The following is a 17109-nucleotide window of genomic DNA, read 5'->3' on the forward strand; positions in this document are numbered from 1 at the left end:
TCTCACGGCATAGTGAAAACCACAGAGCCTCACGCGGAAACGCTGGCCCTACTTACACCACCCCACGGGGCGCGACCCGGACGGCCTCGCTGCCCAGGAACGGTGTCGCCATGGCGGGAGTCTGCCAACTACCACTGACACAACCGCCGAACGTGTACTGGCTGCGAAAATGCCACCGAAATTTCGCAGTGGTTACACGTTCGGCGGGATGGTTGGCGGCAGGACCGGCGCAGCGGGGCTGAGCCCAGCCCGCAAAGACTCCACAATCGCCTCCACGGGCGAACGCCACTGCAAGCCGAGATCCGCCAACGTGGCCGAGTCGTCGGTCGGGGTGGCCGAGGTCAGCAGCCAGGCCGCCTCGTAGCTGAGCGACTCGGGCAGCGGCAGCAGCTTGCTGGCCAGGTCGCTGACTCGGCCGATGCCCTTGAAAACGCTGGGGGCCACCCGGATTCGGCGCACCGGCTTGCCCAGGCCCCGCTCCACCGCGGCGATCATCTCGTCGAAGCCGACCATGATCCCGCCGCACAGGTAGCGGTGCGGGCCTCGACCGGGCTGCATCAAAGACGAATGCACTCGGCCGACATCGCGGACGTCGACCATCGCCATGCCGCCGCGCACTACCGGCGCCACCCGGTACTTCACGATCGGCGCCCAGCCCCGCTCGGTGACGCCGGGTGCCGTCCAGAACGCCGGACCGACCACGCTGGAGGGATAGGTCACGACGACCGGGTGCCCCTCGTCCTGCAGCCGCCGGGCCACCCGCTCGCCGTAGGCCTTGGTGCGGGCGTAGGCGCTGCGCCCGGGCACGGTGGGCGAGTCCGGGCCGATCACACCGTCGGGCGGCGGGAACAGCGCACTATACGAACTGACCGACACCACCGGGTCCAGCCGCGCTTCCACCGCGCGGGTCAGGATCGCCTCGGTGGCATAGGCGTTGATGTCCCACATCAACTTCTCTTGCCGATCGTTGGTGCCGACCACCCCCGCGGCGTGCAGCACCGCGTCGCAGCCGTCCAGCAGCGCGGTCACCACTGCGGTGTCGCGGATGTCGCCGTTGAGCACCTCCAGTGCGCCCAACTCGCGAAGCCGGGGGAGGACGGGCTCGTCGCCGCAGCCCGGCGCGACCAACAACCGGACCGCGTGCCCGGCTTCCAACATCGCCTTGACGGTGTGGGCACCGACGTAGCCGGTGCCGCCGGTGACCGCGATCCGCATCAGCGGTTCTTGAACTCGGGCCTGCGCTTCTCGGCGAAGGCGCGCGGCCCCTCCTTGGCGTCCTCGCTCAAGAACACCTTGATGCCGATCTTGGTGTCGATCGCGAAGGCGTCGTTCTCGTGCATGCCCTCCGTCTCGTGGATGGTGCGCAGCATCGCCTGCACCGCCAGCGGACCGTTGTTGTTGATCTGCTCGGCGATCTCCAGCGCCTTGTCCAGCGCGGCACCGTCGGGCACCACGTGGCCGATCAGGCCCATCTCCAGTGCCTCGGCGGCGGTGATGTGCCGACCGGTGAACAGCAGATCGCAGGCCATCGTGTAGGGAATCTGGCGCACCAGACGCACCGCGGAGCCGCCCATCGGGTACAGGCTCCACTTGGCCTCGGAGATGCCGAATTTGGCGCTCTGCCCGGCGATGCGGATGTCGGTGCCCTGCAGGATCTCGGTGCCCCCGGCGATTGCGGGTCCTTCGACCGCGGCGATCAGCGGCTTGGTCAGCCGGCGGCCCTTGAGCAGTCCGTCGATGCGCGACGGGTCGTAGCTGCCGTCTTTGAATGAGTCGCCAGGCGCCTTCTTGTTGGCCGCCTTGAGGTCCATGCCCGCGCAGAAGTAGCCGCCCGCCCCGGTCAGAATGCACGAGCGGATCTCGTCGTCGTTGTCCACCCGGTCCCAGGCCTCGACCATGATCGCCAGCATTTCGCCACTCAACGCGTTGCGGGCCTCGGGCCGGTTCAGCGTGACGATCAGCGTGTGTCCGCGCTGTTCAACCAGGGCGTGGGGCTGTTGTGACGACTCGCTCACCGGCGTCCGCCTTTCCGCGTTGAGGCCTCGACTTGAAAACGAAATGTAACACGTTCTAGTTTGTGTGGTGTGGCTCTCAACATCGCGGATCTCGCCGAACACGCCGTCGACGCCGTTCCGGATCGGGTTGCCCTGATCTGTGGGGACGAGCAGCTGACCTACGCCCAACTGGAGGAGAAGGCCAACCGGCTGGCCCACTACTTGATCGACCAGGGCGTCAAGAAGGACGACAAGGTCGGCCTGTACTGCCGCAACCGCAACGAGATCGTCGTTGCGATGCTCGGCATCATCAAGGCCGGCGCCATCCTGGTCAACGTCAACTTCCGCTACGTCGAGGGCGAGCTGCGCTACCTGTTCGACAACTCCGACATGGTCGCGCTGGTGCACGAGCGGCAGTACAGCGAGAGGGTGGCCCGGGTCCTGCCCGACACCCCGAACGTCAAGACCATCCTGGTGGTCGAGGACGGCAGCGATCTGGACTACGCCCGCTACGGCGGTGTGGAGTTCGAGGCCGCACTGGCGCAGGGCTCACCGGAGCGCGACTTCGGCCCGCGCAGCGCCGACGACATCTACCTGCTCTACACCGGCGGCACCACCGGGTTCCCCAAGGGCGTGATGTGGCGCCACGAGGACATCTACCGGGTGTTGTTCGGCGGCACCGACTTCGCCACCGGCGAGCCGATTGCCGACGAGTACGACCTGGCCAAGCAGGCCGCCGCCAACCCGCCGATGATCCGCCACCCGATCCCGCCGATGATCCACGGCGCCACCCAGTCGGCAACCTGGATGTCGCTGTTCAGCGGCCAAACCGTGGTGCTGGCACCGGAATTCGACCCCGATCAGGTCTGGCGCACCATCCACGACCACAAGGTGAACCTGCTGTTCTTCACCGGCGACGCCATGGCGCGCCCGCTGCTCGACGCGCTGCTGGCCGCCCAGGCCGACGGCGAAGAGTACGACCTGTCATCGCTGTTCCTGCTGGCATCCACCGCGGCGCTGTTCAGCCCCAGCATCAAGGAGAAGCTGCTGGAGCTGCTGCCCAACCGGATCATCACCGATTCCATCGGGTCGAGCGAGACCGGTTTCGGTGGCACCAGCATCGTCGCCAAGGGCGAGGCGCACACCGGCGGCCCCCGGGTCACCATCGACAAGACCACCGTGGTGCTCGACGAGGACGGCAACGAAGTCCAGCCCGGCTCCGGCGTGCGCGGCATCATCGCCAAGCGCGGCCACATCCCCGTCGGCTACTACAAGGACGAGAAGAAGACCGCGGAAACCTTCCGCACCATCAACGGCGTGCGCTACGCCATCCCCGGCGACTACGCGCAGGTTGAGGCCGACGGCACCGTCACCATGCTCGGTCGCGGCTCGGTGTCGATCAACTCCGGGGGCGAGAAGATCTACCCCGAGGAGGTCGAAGCCGCCCTCAAAACCCACCCGGACGTGTTCGACGCCCTGGTGGTCGGCGTGCCCGACGCCCGCTACGGCCAACACGTGGCCGCGGTGGTGCAGCCGCGCGGCGATGCTCGACCGTCGCTGGAGGAGATCAACACCTGCGCACGCACCGAGATCGCCGGCTACAAGGTGCCCCGCAGTCTGTGGTTCGTCGACGAGGTCAAGCGTTCCCCGGCCGGCAAGCCCGACTACCGGTGGGCCAAGGAGCAGACCGAAGCCCGTCCCGCCGATGAGGTACACGCCAACCACATGTGATGCGCCCAGCGAGATTCCCGCGATCCGCATCCGGTGACCGGGGTCGCGGGGCTAGTCTCGGTCGATGCAGCGACTTTCGGGCGTCGACGCCGCGTTCTGGTCTGCCGAGACTGCGGGCTGGCACATGCACATCGGTGGGCTGGCGATCCTGGATACCAGCCAGGCACCGAATTACAGTTTTGAGCTGGTCCGCCAACTTCTGATCGAGCGACTACCGCAACTGCCGCAGCTGCGCTGGAAGGTCGCCGGTGCGCCGCTGGGTCTGGACCGGCCGTGGTTCGTCGAAGACAACGAACTCGACATCGACTTCCATGTGCGGCGTATCGGCGTCCCGGCCCCGGGCGGGCGCCGCGAGGTCGAAGAGCTCGTAGGCCGGTTGATGTCCTACAAACTGGACCGTTCCCGACCGCTGTGGGAAGTGTGGGTGATCGAGGGGGTCAACGGCGGCCGGGTCGCGACGCTGACCAAGATGCACCACGCGATCGTCGACGGCGTCTCGGGCGCGGGCCTCTCCGAGATCATGCTGGACGTCACGCCGGAGCCGCGTCCACCGGAACCGCAAGCGATCGGATCGCCAACCGATGACGGCATTCCCAGCTTCGAGCGCCGTGCCATCGGTGCGCTGGTCAACGTCGCGGTCATGACGCCGTTTCGCATCGGCCGGTTGCTGCAACAGACCGTCCGTCAGCAGATCGCCACGATCGGTCTGGGCGTGGCACGTAAACCGCCACGCTACTTCGACGCCCCGGTGACCCGGTTCAATGCCAGCGTGTCGCCGCACCGGCGGATCACCGCCTGCCGCGTCGAGTTGGCCAGGGTCAAGGCCGTCAAGGACGCCTACGGCGTGAAACTCAACGACGTCGTGCTCGCCATGGTCGCCGGCGCCGTCCGGCAATATCTGAGTGAGCGCGGGGAGTTGCCGGACAAGCCGTTGGTCGCTCAGATCCCGGTGTCGACCCGCACCGAGGCGAGCCAGGGCGAGGTCGGCAACAAGGTCAGTTCGATGACGGTGTCGTTGGCCACCGATCTCGAGGGCGCCGGTCAGCGGCTCAAGATGATCCACGAGAACACCCAGAGCGCCAAGCAGATGGCCAAGGCGCTGTCTGCGCACCAGATCATGGGACTGACCGACACCACCCCGCCCGGGCTGCTGCAGCTTGCCGCGCGCGCCTACACCGCGACCGGCCTGTCGAATCGGCTCGCCCCGATCAACCTCGTCGTCTCCAACGTTCCCGGCCCGTCGTTCCCGCTCTACATGGCCGGCGCGGAAGTGGAATCGCTGGTGCCGCTGGGGCCGCCGGTCATGGATGTGGCGCTGAACATCACCTGTTTCTCCTATCGCGACCACCTCGACTTCGGGTTCGTGACCACGCCGGAAGTCGCCGAGGACATCCACAAGATGGCCGATGCCATCGAACCGGCGCTGGCGGATCTGGAGCACGCCGCCGGTCGGAGTAAGCCCCGGGCCGGGAGGCGTTGAAGCACTACCGGCCGGGTAGTGCCTGCACCAGACGGATCATCGGGGTCAGCAGCTTCTGCCACAGTGGGCCCGAGATGCCCAGCGGCGGATCCAAGTTCAGGATCCGGGCGGTGGAGACCGTCTGCGACTCGGTGTACTTCAGGATGCCGTCGGCGCCGTGGCGGCGGCCCACCCCGGACGCCTTCATCCCACCCATCGGCGCCGCGGTGCTGCCGAATGCCAGTGCGTAGCCTTCGTCGACGTTGACGGTGCCGGACTTGATCCGGGCGGCGATCGCCTCACCCTGCGCCTTGGTTGCAGCCCACACGCTGGCGTTGAGACCGTACTCGGTGTCGTTGGCGCGCGCGATGGCCTCTTCGACGCTGTCGACCGGGTAGATCGACACGACCGGGCCGAACGTCTCGTCGCGTGCGCACTCCATCTCGTCGGTGACGTCGGTGAGCACGGTTGGCTCGAAGAACAGCGGTCCGAGGTCCGGACGGGCGTTTCCGCCGGCGATAACCTTGGCGCCCTTGGCCTTCGCATCATCGACGTGGTTGGAGACGGTCTTGATCTGGTCCTCGGAGATCAAACTGCCCATGTCGGCGGAGAAGTCGTAGGCGCCCGAGAGCTTCATGGCACGCACCTGCTCGGCGAACTTGCTGGCGAACTCGTCGGCGATCTCGCGCTCGACATAGATCCGCTCGATCGAGATGCACAACTGGCCGGCGTTGGAGAAGCAGGCGCGGGTGGCGGCCTTGGCGACCTCGGACAGGTCGGCGCCCTTGGTGACGATCATCGGGTTTTTGCCGCCCAGTTCCGCGGAGAACCCGATCAGCCGGGCGCCACACTGCTCGGCCAGCGAACGGCCGGTGGCGCTGGATCCGGTGAACATCAGATAGTCGCACTGCTGCACGATCGCGGTCCCCACCACCGACCCCGGGCCGGGCACCACCGCGAACAGCTCACGCGGCAGACCGGCCTGATACAGCAGTTCAGCGTTGGCCAGCGTGCAGTACGGGGTCTGGCTGTCCGGTTTGACCACCACGGCGTTACCGGCCAGCAATGCGGGGATGGCGTCCGAAATCGACAGTGTCATCGGGTAATTCCACGGTGAGATGACCCCGACGACGCCCTTCGGGTGGTGGTTGACCACGGTCTTGACGATGCCCGGCAGCAGACCCTGCACCCGCTTGGGGGCCAGCAACTTGGCGGCCTGGCGCGCGTAGTAGCGCGCGTTGAGCATGATGTCGACGATCTCCTCCTGGGCCGCCGAACGGGCCTTGCCGGTCTCGGCCTGGGCGACGTCCATCAGGAAGTCCCGGTTGGCGATCACTAGATCGCGGTAGCGCTCGATGATCGCGCAGCGCTCCTTGACGCTGCGGGCCGCCCACTGCTGCTGGGCGGCGCGGGCCTTGGCGACGGCCGCTGTCACATCCTCGGCGGTGCCCACCGGGATGGTGGTCAGTGGTTTGCCGGTGAAGACCTCGTCGATGGTCTTCGACTGGCGGGCGTCAGCGTCATCGATGGCGACCAGCGCGCGCAGCCGGTCGAATTCTGCGGTGGACGGAGCGGGCATGGCTGTCTCCTACTCGCGGGTAACAAGTGGTTAGCCGCCAACCTACCCGGCGCAGCGGCCGCCCGGTAGCGCGGCGGCATTGGCGCTGAGCCACTCGGTCATCTGGTCGAGCGCGGCCACCCCGGCATCGAAGCTGCCGTTGTTCGGTTCGGCGGCCATCGCCACCGCGACATCGCCGCGCGGGGTACCGACGATGCCGAACTGCCGCACCAGGTAGCCGCCACCGGTGCCGGGGCCCCAGCCGCCCTTGGTCGGTGCGCCGATCTTCGCCAGGCCCCAGCGCTGGTTGGTCACGGTGTTTTTCATCAGGCTGACCACGGGTGCGGCAGCTGGCATGCACGGCAGGTGAGCGGCGAACACCGCTTGGCGGGCCAGCGGCCACTGCGTCTGGCCGAAGGCGCTGAATTCGGGCCGCAGCCGCCGGGATTCGACCGCGGTGCCGGTGTCACCGCCGGCCCGCAGCACGGCCTGCACCTGCTGGGCGGCCTGCGGCGCCGGCCCGAGCTCAGACCACAACTGTTCGGCGGCGTCGTTGTCCGAGGCGGTGACGGCTCTGGCCGCGAGGTCTTGGGCATTCGGGCGGTTGGCATGGATCGCCGCGATTGCCAGCGGGACCTTGATGGTCGACCAGGCCACCCCGTTCTGCAGGGTACCGAGCGTGCCGGTGCGGTTCTGGCCGACCGGGGCGTAGGCGATACCGATGGTGGCCGGGATGGTGCCGGCGAGCTGCGCGAACGCGGGCTGCAGCGGATCGGCGGCGGCGGGGGAGGCCGGCAAAACAGGGGAGGCCAGGGCCAACACGGTGACCAGGGCCGCGACGAGTGCTCGACGGGCAGCAGGCATTACTTCAGTATTGCGTGCCAAGCGGCGGAAATCGCGGTGGTCGGTGGGGCGGGTCGGCAGCCATACCCCACCCTTCGAGGCCACCGATACGGAAAAGGTTCGCGAAGAACCGCACTCATTTCTATTTTGGATTATCGTCTCGGTATGAGAGCCCTCGTCCACGCAGTGGTCGCCGCCGCAACTCTGACCGCCGCGGCGATCGGCGGCGCTGCCGCTGCCGCCGCCGAGTCGGAGATGCACTTCTTCGAGTCTCCCAGCGGAAACATCGCATGCCTGGCCGATTCGGACTGGGTCCGGTGCGACGTCCGGGATCGGGACTGGTCGCCGCCGCCCCGGCCGGCAGACTGTCCGAGTCAGACCGGATACGGCCAGGGCATCAACCTCGAGGCCACCGGTAAGCCGGAGTTCGTCTGCGCCGGCGACACCACCTTCGGTGGCGACGCGCGCACGCTGCAGTACGGGGATCGCGAGAAGATGCCCGGCTACAGCTGCGTCAGCGAGACCTCCGGTATCCGTTGCGAGAACCGCGACGGTCACGGGTTCGAGATCGCACGCGACTCCTACCGGCTCTTCTGAGCCTTGTGCTCACCGCTGTGCAAGCACCGCCATGTCGGGCGCCAGCACGTCGGTCAGCGCCGCCCACGGCACGGTGATCACCGGCAAACCGTGCCCGAACTGGTAGTCGGCGAAATGAAGTTCCAAGCCGTCGGCGGTCGGAATCCAGTTCGCGAAGTTCTCCGCGATCGGCCGGTTGCCGGGTTCGTCGAGCATCGGCTCGCCACCGTCACCGTAGACCGTCGGCCATATCCGCTTGGTCTGTTCCGAGAGCCGGTTGAGGCCGTCCTGCTCATCGGAGAACAGGTCGCTCAACGTGATGGGCCTGGCGCTACGGCTGTCGATGACGACCGTGCTGACGTAGTTGTTCGGATGGGCGGCCCCGTGCGCGTAGTACACACCGGTGAGAAGTTGCGCGAGCGCAGTAGGCCGAAAGAACAACTCGGACTTCACTTCGAAGGTCCACGACGGTACCGAGTCCGCATCGGTGCGCACCTGCTCGATCTGGCCGCGGGCCGAGGCGTCACCGGCCTTGTTGAACGCCTCGGCCACCGAGGGGTCACCACCGGACACCTGAGCGACCTCGGCGTGCCAGCGTCCGCCACCGTCCGGAGTGGCTCCGGCGATCGTGGCGGCCGCGACGGTATACGTCTTGCCATTGGACTCTCCCGATTCCGAGGCGGCGGCTGGCATGGGGTCGGCAGGCGTCCGAGGTGACGCCTGAGTCGAAGTCGGTTGCGGTGTTGCCGAACGCGATTCGGTGTTGCCGCATGATGTCACCGAAACGAACGCCACTGCGACGATTGCTGCGAGGGATGTCGTGACGATGTGGGGCATCAGGCGCGCAGGGCTTTCCGGGTTGGCCACAGAAGCTGTGGTCGGCGGGTTACTGGAACGACATCAGCAGATCATCTCACTGTCACCGGGTTTGCGCTGGGAAAAGCGGTGTCGCGGACTGACAACCCTGCCGACGCCTTGATCGAGGAGCGGGTCCATGTACATCCGACGCAGCCTGGTCATGCTGCACACGGTCCGCGGCACGGTACTGCTCTCGGTCCTGCTGGGGTTGTTCGTCACCGCGCTGCCGTTCGTGTCCAACGCGGCGTTCGGGCCGCTGATGCAGGCGGTCGCAGTTGCGGGCATGGACGGCAATCTGGCTGACGTGTGGGGCTCGCGGGGGGCGTTGCTGAGCCGCGAAAGCGATGGGTCCACCGGTATATTCGGTTGGCTGACAACACCGGTGACTTTCGCGACGCTGCTGGCGGTATGGGCGGTTTCGCTGGTGCTCGCGCAAGCCCTGAGTTTCGCCAACGCCTGGGTCGGCGCACACGTCGAGCGGAAGCTGCTCAGCGCGATCCTCCAGCGCGTTCACGGCCATATTCAATCGCTGTCACTGGATTTCTTCATAGGTGCGCGCAGTGGTGCGCTTATCCAGCGAGTACAGCAAGAGGCCCCGTGTGTTCAGCGGCTCTTGACCGAGTGCCTTGTCCCACCGGCGGTCGACGCCGTGGTGCTGCTGATCGCATTGAGCTATCTGCTGGCGCTGTCGTGGCAGATGACGATCGTGTCGCTGGTGTTGACCCCCTTGGCGCTGATGGCACTTCGCCTCGCGGGAAAGAGGCTTCAGGCCGCCACCCGACGGGCGATGATGGCAAACCGCGCCATGAGCAGCGAACTCGCGGAGACCACCAGTGGTATCGCCGAGATTCAGGTCTTCAATGCCCAACGGCAACGCAACGAGTTGTTCCGCATCTCGTCGACGTCCGCAACGAGAAATATGGCCGCGATGAGGATCTGGATGCAGGCCGCGGCCAACGGAGTTCAGGTTTTCATCGCACTGAGTACGGTGCTGGTGTTGATCACCGGTATCGCATTCAGCAACCGTTTCGGCCTCACCTTCGCGGGCCTGGTGGTGTTCATCGCCTACGTGCCAACGATGTTCGCGGCGGTGCAGCGGATGGTGTTGGCGTACACGACGTACAAGTCGATCCTTCCGCACATTGCGTCAACGTACGAACTCCTCGACACCGAGGCGACCGTGCGGGAGCGACCGAACGCCACGCCGCTCGGTGAGGTCCGCGGCAACGTGGTATTCGACGACGTGACATTCAGTTACTCGCCGCACCAGAAGATACTCGACGGGCTGTCATTCTCGATCGCGGAGGGAGAAACGGTCGCGCTGGTCGGTCCGATCGGATCAGGCAAGTCGACCGTCTTCAATCTGTTGCTCCGGTTCCTGGATCCACAGGGGGGCCGGATCCTGTTGGACGGCCGCGATATCCGCGATGTGACGCTGCATTCGCTGCGTGAGCAGGTGTCCAAGCTTGCGCAGTTCCCGTTCTTCTTGAAAGACACCATCCGCGAAAATGTGCGGCTGGGCCGACAGGACGCCACCGACAGTGACATCGAAGCGGCATGCGAGCTGGCGCACGTTCATAGCGTGATCTGCGACCCGGCTAAGGTGCGAGACGGCTACGACACCGTCATCGATGTGGAGGTGCCGTCGGGAGGCCAGAAGCGATTGATCGCCTTCGCCCGGTGCCTGCTCCGCCGGCCCGAGGTGTTACTGCTCGACGAGCCGACCGAGAACCTGGATGCGGATCAGCGGGCGAGGGTGACCGCAGTGATCCGCGAATATGCCGGCGATCGAACCTGCCTGGTAGTCAGCCATGACATGGATTTCATTGCCTCGGTGGCCGATCGGATCATCGTCCTCAGCCAGGGGCGTGCGGTGGAGCAGGGCACCCATGACGAATTGCTCGCGATCGGCGGCCTGTACACGCGCCTGTACGCAGCGGACAATGCGGATCCCGCATTGCTCAGCGGTGATCGGTTGGCCGCGCCAACTCAACGGCCGGACAACGGGCTCCGCTGACCGGGGCGGGCGCGCGGCGGCGGCCGTCAGCGCGGCGGCAGCGGTGCCACCGTGTCGGGGGTGTCGTAGTGCCGGCTGTACCAGCCCATGTAGCCGTAGCCGGTACTGCTGTCGGAAAGGTAGTTACCGCTGCCCTGGGTGGCATCACGCACGTCCCCGACGCGCACCACCTGTGGGGAAGAGTAGCTCTGCACCGTAAGACCTCCGTGATCGGGTTCCTGTTTGCTACAAAAGTGTACGAGCTACCAATGATCAATTCCCGGAATCCGCCGAACCGGGACTAAAGTACTCTGACTCGGCAATCCGTTGTGTCGGGTCGGCCGCGTAATGCAGGTGGCGCAGCCAGACCTCGATCTGCATCGCGGTGTAGAACTGAGTCACCGCACCGATGCGGCCGGCGGAGCGCAGCGCGCGGTCCCAGGCGTCGGCGTCGACATAGCCGCGCTGCACGATCTGCGGATTCGCGCCGAGGTATTCGCGCCAGCGGGGATGGCGCTCAAAGCCGTGCAATATCGCCTCGTCGGCGATCGACTTCGATCGCCGGCGAAGTACGGTCTCGCTGACCAGCCCGGCGAACGCGTACCGTTGCACGGCACGGTCGATCCGAGGATCTGCGGCGATGTCCCACGGGGTGGTCATTGCCACGTCGACCAACGACGGCGCCAACAGCGGATGACGCAGTTCGACGCCTTCCGGGGCGAACAGCTGGCGGGATCTGGCGAACTCGACGCAGCGCAGGACGTTCTCCACGACGGCCTGGCCGTGCACCGACCGCGCACGGACGGTCGTGGTGACCTGTGCCCGGTGCTGCAGGCGGTGACGCTCGATGTAGGCCTGGCGTAACCACGGTGCCGATGCGGCGATGGGCCGGGGTGGTTCCAGCGTGAGCGTCCGGCCGCTTCGCCATCGCCGCAGCCCGTCGATCGCCGCACGCCGTACCCAGAACGCGGCGGAACGCCCCAGTTCGGACTGGGCGCCCCATCTCAGCGACTCGCGCTGTAGTTGCGCCCATCGTCCCGTGCGCAACAGGTCGGCCAAGTACCAGGGAAGCAGGCCCGCGAAGAACACGGCGTCCCCGCCCTCGCCGGTGAGAATCGTCGACGCCCCCAGCCCCCTCGCAAGAGCCTCCTCGGCAGCGCTGGGCGCCCAGTTGAGAATCCGGCGTGTCGGTGCCGGCAGGAAGGTGCCCAGTTCCGGCCCCGCCGTGAAGGGCCCGTGCTCGGTGGCGTCGATCGGATGCCACGGTGCCGGCGTCGATCGAAGCACAGCCCGGATCCAAGACGACTCGTCGCTGCCCGGGGAGCCGGGATGGACGAAGCTGAGCGCATGTATCGGCGCGATGCCGGTGGCCACCGCCAAGACGGTCGAGGTGTCCAGCCCGCCCGACAACTCGACGGCGTCCGTACCGTCAGACGACAATGCCCCCGCGACAGCATGTTTGACGGTCGCGCGCAGTAGATCCTGGTGCTCGTCGAAGGTTCCGGGACGCGGTTCCGAGAGGGGACGCCAACCACCTCGTACCCGCAGGCGGCCCGCCCGGCAGCTGGCGAACTCGCCGGGTTGCAGCCGGCTTATGCCGCGATACGGCGTTCGGGGCCCCAGATGCAAGCCGGTGCTGAACATATCGGCCAGGTAGTCCTCGTCGGGTTCATGCCAGGCACCGGTCTGGCGGGCCAGGGCGCCGAGGTCGGTCGACACCACGGTGCCGTCCGCCCCGCAGGCGAAGTACAGCGGGCGCAGGCCCATGCGATCCCCGAACAGGACGGCGTCGGGGCCGTCCACCACCACTGCGGCGTACTCGCCGACCATACGTTCGGCCGCGTCGGCAGGCCACCGCCGCAATCCAGCCGCCACGATCTGCGCCAAGGGTGCCGACTTCGCCAGGTCCAGCTCCCGTCGGAGCGATGCCGGGCTCGCGAGGAAGCCATGGAACCACACCGCGGATTCGCCGACCCGCTGAAATCCAGGCCACCCGTGGACACGTGCCGGTGTCTCGGTGGGCAGCGCTACCAGGAATCCATCCAGTGATGGCCGGGCCGGTTGCATCACGCCTGCTGGATCACGGTGAAGCGCCGCAGGTCACCCTCATTCAGGGCGGTCCCGTTCAACTCCACCCAGGCATGAGCCTCGAACGGGTAGAGCGCCACGCCCATCACGTGCCGAGCCGGCCAACCGGCGGTTCGCAGAAAGCGGGTCAGAGCGAGCGAGCGCGGCAAACAATCCAGCGGAGCCTGGCGGGCCGGGTAGAGGCCCTCGGCGATCCGGAAGCGTCTCATCAAGAGTTCCACGGCGGTGCGCGGCGCAGCGGTGTCGGCCGTCGGCCCTACCCGATTCGCGTAGGCCGTTGCAAAGCCCCTTCGCAGATCACGCTCTGCGGCAACACGTTCCCGCAACGCGCGCAGAATGGTCGGGGTGCGCCGCGGTGACCGCTCGACGGATGGCGGCGTCGTCCGCTGATCGGTGACGAGGCGACCCGCGGCAAGCTGGGCCGTGGCGAAGTCGGCGAAGTCGGCTTCCAGCGTGGCAGGCGCGACGCCGTACTCTTCGGCGAGGCCGGTGATGTTGCGCTCGTCGGGTAACCGCGTCAGTTGTGCCCACATGGCCGCACCGACCTCGTTGATCACGTCGTAGACGCCCGCGGACAGATCCAGTACCACCAGCTGTCCGGCCACCTCGGCGCAGCGCAGGTTCGGCGCGCAGAACAGCTGCGGCGGGTGTGTGGGCGCCGGATGGGTCACGATGTTTGCGTCCGGTGGGGTGTCGAGGCGACGCCGTGGTCGGCACGAGGTTGCCGATGTCGTTCGTGGCCGGGTGGATGCTCGGTGGCGGTCCGAAATAGCCCTGTGGTGCGCCAACTCGAAGAGATTTCCGAAATAGTAGCGGTAAGCCCATTTCCCGGCAAGGTGTGTCGGCTGGCCGGAGACGTAGCCCCGGCCCCTCCTCAGGGGCGCTCGATCTGGAACACCGGATCGGCACACTCCAGGCCCTCGGCAGACAGCACCCGCTTGAGCACCTTGAACGTCTCGGTGCGCGGTAGCGCGGCGGCCACCCGGACATACGACGGCCACTGCTTGGGTCCCAGGTCGGGTTGCTCGGCCAGGAATGACCGGAATTCATCCACGTCGAACGATGCCCCCGCGGCAAGCACCAGTGCTGCCATCACTTGATCACCCACCGCGGGATCGGGTATCGGGTAAACGACCGCCTCGACGACAGCGTTGTGCCGCAGCAAGATCTGTTCGATGGGCGCGGTACCCAGGTTCTCGCCGTCCACCCGCATCCAATCCCCCAACCGGCCGGCGAAGTAGGCATACCCGGCGTCGTCGCGGTACGCCAGGTCGCCGGTGTGGTAGATCCCGCCCGCCATCCGCTGCGCTTCGGCCTCGGGATCGTTGTAGTAGCCCCGGAACTGGCCGGGTCCGCTGGTGTTCACCAGTTCGCCGACCACGCCCGGCGGGCATTCTTCGCCGGTATCGACGTCGATGATGGTGTTCCCGCCCGTCAAGGGGCCCAGTGCACCGATCGGTGTGTCCGGGGTGCGGCCGATCGCCACCCCGCCCTCGGTGGAGCCGAAACCGTCGATGACGGTGCAGTCGAACCGCTCGGCGAACCGCTCCAGATCCCGCGGCGCGCCCTCGTTGCCGTACAGGATCCGCAGCGGGTTGTCGGCGTCGTTGGGCCGCTGCGGCGTGGCCAGCACATACGACAGCGGTTTGCCGACGTAGTTGGCGTAGGTGGCGCCGAAGCGGCGAACGTCGGGAATGAACCCTGACGCCGAGAACTTTCGGCGCAATGCGATCGATGCTCCCGCCGCCAGCGCCACGGACCAACCCGCCATCACCGCGTTGGAGTGGAACAGCGGCATCGACAGGTAGCAGACATCAGCGGACGTCAGACCGAACCGCTGGGCGAGCATGAGCCCGGGGGCCGCCGCCTTCTCATGGGTGCAGCGCACCGCCTTCGGATCCCCGCTGGTGCCCGAGGTGAAGATCAGCATGAACAGGTCATCGGGTTCGGCGGCGCGGAACGTCACCGACGCATCGCCGAAGCCGGCCAATTCGTCGGCCCAGGAGGGCGACTCGACATCGATCGCGCCGGCGACCTCGGCATCGGTGCTGTTGTCGGTCAGCACCAGCTGGCAATCGGCGTGGGCCACGTCGCGCAGCAGGGCTGTCCCCCGGCGGGTGGGGTTGAGTCCCACCGGCACCAGGCCGGTCAGTGCGGCCGCCACCAACAGTGTCGAGAAGAACGGGGTATTGCCCAGCAGCACGCCGACGTGCGGCGGCTTGTCCGGATCGAGCCTGGCGTGCAGCGCGGCGCCCAACCGAGCGCCGGCCGCGATGTGGCTGCGCCAGCTGATGAAATCGTCCAGGTAGTAGACGCCGCGGTCGTCGACGTCGGCCAGCGGGGCCAGCAGCCCGGTGACGGTGGGTTTTTCGTCGATGAGAGCCGGTGCTGACATGCTGGTCACATTAGTGCTGCAATGGTGCGGTGACTGAATTCGACGCCTTCGCCGACATCGAGGCAATCAAGCAGGTCAAGTACCGCTATCTGCGAGCGCTGGACACCAAGCACTGGGACGACTTCGCCGCCACGCTGGCCGAGGACATCACCGCCGACTACGGCAAGTCGATGGGCAGCGATCACAGCTTCTCCGACCGCGACTCGCTGGTGGAGTTCATGCGGACATCGCTGCCGGGAAACTTGATCAGCGAGCACCGGGTCAACCACCCCGAGATCACCCTCACCGGCGCGGACAGTGCTACCGGCATCTGGTACCTGCAGGACCGGGTGATCATGCCCGACTTCAACCTGATGCTGATCGGCGCCGCGTTCTATCACGACACCTACCGCCGCACCGCCGACGGCTGGAAGATCAGCGCCACCGGCTACCAGCGCACCTACGACGCCACCGTGCCGTTGTCGGACCTTCCCGGGTTCAAGGTGACGTTCGGAGATGCGCTGCACCGCTGACCTAGACCGGGGTGTCGGCCAGCTCGCGACCGATCGCCAACAGCTGGCCGGTAGCGCCACCGAGCGCAAACTCGGTCTGCTTGGCGGCCAGGAAGTAGCGGTGAATCGGGTGGTCGGTGTCGATGCCGACCCCGCCATGGATGTGGACGATGCTGTGCGCCACCCGATGTCCGGCGTCCGCCGCCCAGAACGCGGCCGTGGCGACCTCGCTGGTCGCCGGCAATTCCTCGCCGACCCGCCAAGCCGCTTGGGTCAGCGTGAGCCGCAGCCCCTTGACGTCGATGTAGCCGTCGGCCAGCCGCTGGGACACGGCCTGGAAGCTGCCGATCGGCTTGTCGAACTGTTCGCGTTCGCGGGCGTATTCGGCGGTCAGGGCCAAGCCGCGCTCCAGCACCCCTAACTGGTAGGCGCTGCGGCCCAGCGCGGCCAGGGTGCTCAGGTGGTCGAGGACCTCGGCGCCGCCGACGAGACGGCCGGACTCCAGCTCGGTTCCCGACAGCTCGAGGTGGCCGACACTGCCCAGGCCGGTGGTCGCCAGCGAAGTAACCGTCACGCCGGGATCGGTGGCGGCCACCAGGAAAACTCGTGTGCCGGAATCGGTTTCGGCCGGCACCAGGAAGGCGTCGGCCACCGGGGCGAACCCGACCTGCGTGCGGGTACCGGTGAGGCGGAAGCCGGAACCGGTCGCCGCTGCCTGGACCGGACCCTCACCCATGTCGCCGTCGGTCGCAGCCGTCAGGATCTTCGCGCCGGCCACTGCCGGGGCGCCCCAGGCCTGCTGCAGCTCCGCGGAGCCGAACTTGGCCAGTGCCCCGGCCGCCAGCACCACCGACTCCAGGTAGGGCACCGCGGCCAGCTGCCGACCCAGAGCGGTCAGGATGGCCGCCTGCTCCAGCACGCCGAAGCCGCCGCCGCCCAGCGACTCGCTCGCCGCGCTGGACACCACGTCGGCCTCGACGAGCTTGCGCCACAGTTTGGTGTCGACCCGCTGCTCCAGCCCGTCCAGCTCGCGCTGGTGTTCCGGGGTGCACACCGCCTCGACGATGGTGCCGACCAGACCCGAGAGATCTTGTGCTGCTTCGGTTGTGGAGAAGTCCAT

The 17109-nt window shown here is 67.1% G+C and carries 15 protein-coding genes; 5 read left to right on the forward strand and 10 right to left on the reverse strand.

Annotation, left to right across the window (positions count from 1 at the left end; genetic code table 11):
• Positions 1-192: 192 nt before the first annotated feature.
• Together BST10_RS08995 and BST10_RS09000 are read right to left on the reverse strand one after the other, a co-directional pair.
• A complete protein-coding gene (locus tag BST10_RS08995) occupies positions 193-1215 on the reverse strand; it encodes an NAD-dependent epimerase/dehydratase family protein (RefSeq protein ID WP_083037495.1) in 1023 nt (340 codons plus the stop codon).
• Entirely contained in the window at positions 1215-2015 is an 801-nt protein-coding gene (locus BST10_RS09000; RefSeq protein ID WP_083037496.1) for a crotonase/enoyl-CoA hydratase family protein, read from the reverse strand. Before BST10_RS09000 ends, BST10_RS08995 begins: the two co-directional genes overlap by 1 nt.
• 60 nt (positions 2016-2075) lie before the next feature.
• Between BST10_RS09000 and BST10_RS09005 the strand changes: the two genes are divergently transcribed.
• The gene (locus BST10_RS09005) at positions 2076-3725 is read left to right on the forward strand and encodes an acyl-CoA synthetase (RefSeq protein WP_205277429.1); all 1650 of its coding nucleotides are present in this window, start codon (positions 2076-2078) and stop codon (positions 3723-3725) included.
• Between the two features lie 64 nt (positions 3726-3789).
• Entirely contained in the window at positions 3790-5205 is a 1416-nt protein-coding gene (locus tag BST10_RS09010) for a WS/DGAT/MGAT family O-acyltransferase (RefSeq protein ID WP_083037498.1), read from the forward strand.
• 4 nt (positions 5206-5209) lie between these two features.
• Here BST10_RS09010 and BST10_RS09015 read toward each other — a convergent pair whose 3' ends face one another.
• Positions 5210-6763, reverse strand: coding sequence for a succinic semialdehyde dehydrogenase (locus tag BST10_RS09015; protein ID WP_083037499.1), 1554 nt, complete (start codon positions 6761-6763; stop codon positions 5210-5212).
• Positions 6764-6805: 42 nt separating this feature from the next.
• Positions 6806-7606, reverse strand: a complete 801-nt coding sequence (locus BST10_RS09020) for a serine hydrolase (RefSeq protein ID WP_235673643.1) — start codon at positions 7604-7606, stop codon at positions 6806-6808.
• A gap of 144 nt (positions 7607-7750) precedes the next feature.
• Here BST10_RS09020 and BST10_RS09025 point away from each other — a divergent pair, with 144 nt between their 5' ends.
• Entirely contained in the window at positions 7751-8182 is a 432-nt protein-coding gene (locus tag BST10_RS09025) for a DUF6636 domain-containing protein (RefSeq protein ID WP_083037501.1), read from the forward strand.
• 9 nt (positions 8183-8191) lie between these two features.
• On the opposite strand, the gene BST10_RS22440 is transcribed toward BST10_RS09025, so the two are convergent.
• A complete protein-coding gene (locus tag BST10_RS22440) occupies positions 8192-8854 on the reverse strand; it encodes a DUF3298 domain-containing protein (protein WP_235673642.1) in 663 nt (220 codons plus the stop codon).
• Between the two features lie 301 nt (positions 8855-9155).
• On the opposite strand from BST10_RS22440, the gene BST10_RS09035 reads away from it, so the two are divergent.
• The gene (locus BST10_RS09035) at positions 9156-11036 is read left to right on the forward strand and encodes an ABC transporter ATP-binding protein (RefSeq protein WP_083037502.1); all 1881 of its coding nucleotides are present in this window, start codon (positions 9156-9158) and stop codon (positions 11034-11036) included.
• A 26-nt stretch (positions 11037-11062) separates the two neighbouring features.
• Here the strand turns inward: BST10_RS09035 and BST10_RS22445 are convergent, their stop codons facing one another.
• The 4 genes from BST10_RS22445 to fadD17 form a co-directional block, all read right to left on the reverse strand.
• Positions 11063-11230 carry a lasso RiPP family leader peptide-containing protein gene (locus BST10_RS22445; protein ID WP_109559461.1) on the reverse strand — a complete coding sequence of 56 codons (168 nt, stop codon included), beginning with the start codon at positions 11228-11230 and terminating at the stop codon, positions 11063-11065.
• Between the two features lie 58 nt (positions 11231-11288).
• Positions 11289-13082 carry an asparagine synthase-related protein gene (locus BST10_RS09040; protein ID WP_083037503.1) on the reverse strand — a complete coding sequence of 598 codons (1794 nt, stop codon included), beginning with the start codon at positions 13080-13082 and terminating at the stop codon, positions 11289-11291.
• Positions 13082-13774 (reverse strand): lasso peptide biosynthesis B2 protein, encoded by a 693-nt coding sequence (locus BST10_RS09045; protein WP_083037504.1) that lies wholly within the window; start codon positions 13772-13774, stop codon positions 13082-13084. The genes BST10_RS09040 and BST10_RS09045 overlap by 1 nt, the downstream gene beginning before the upstream one ends.
• A 203-nt stretch (positions 13775-13977) precedes the next feature.
• Complete coding sequence (fadD17, locus tag BST10_RS09050; protein ID WP_083037637.1) at positions 13978-15498, reverse strand: long-chain-fatty-acid--CoA ligase FadD17; 1521 nt, start codon at positions 15496-15498, stop codon at positions 13978-13980.
• A gap of 29 nt (positions 15499-15527) precedes the next feature.
• Between fadD17 and BST10_RS09055 the strand changes: the two genes are divergently transcribed.
• On the forward strand, positions 15528-16010 hold the full coding sequence (locus tag BST10_RS09055) for a nuclear transport factor 2 family protein (RefSeq protein WP_083037505.1): 483 nt from the start codon (positions 15528-15530) through the stop codon (positions 16008-16010).
• A 1-nt stretch (position 16011) separates the two neighbouring features.
• Here BST10_RS09055 and BST10_RS09060 read toward each other — a convergent pair whose 3' ends face one another.
• A complete protein-coding gene (locus BST10_RS09060) occupies positions 16012-17109 on the reverse strand; it encodes an acyl-CoA dehydrogenase family protein (RefSeq protein WP_083037506.1) in 1098 nt (365 codons plus the stop codon).

Source organism: Mycolicibacter algericus DSM 45454, from assembly GCF_002086455.1.
GTDB lineage: Bacteria > Actinomycetota > Actinomycetes > Mycobacteriales > Mycobacteriaceae > Mycobacterium > Mycobacterium algericum.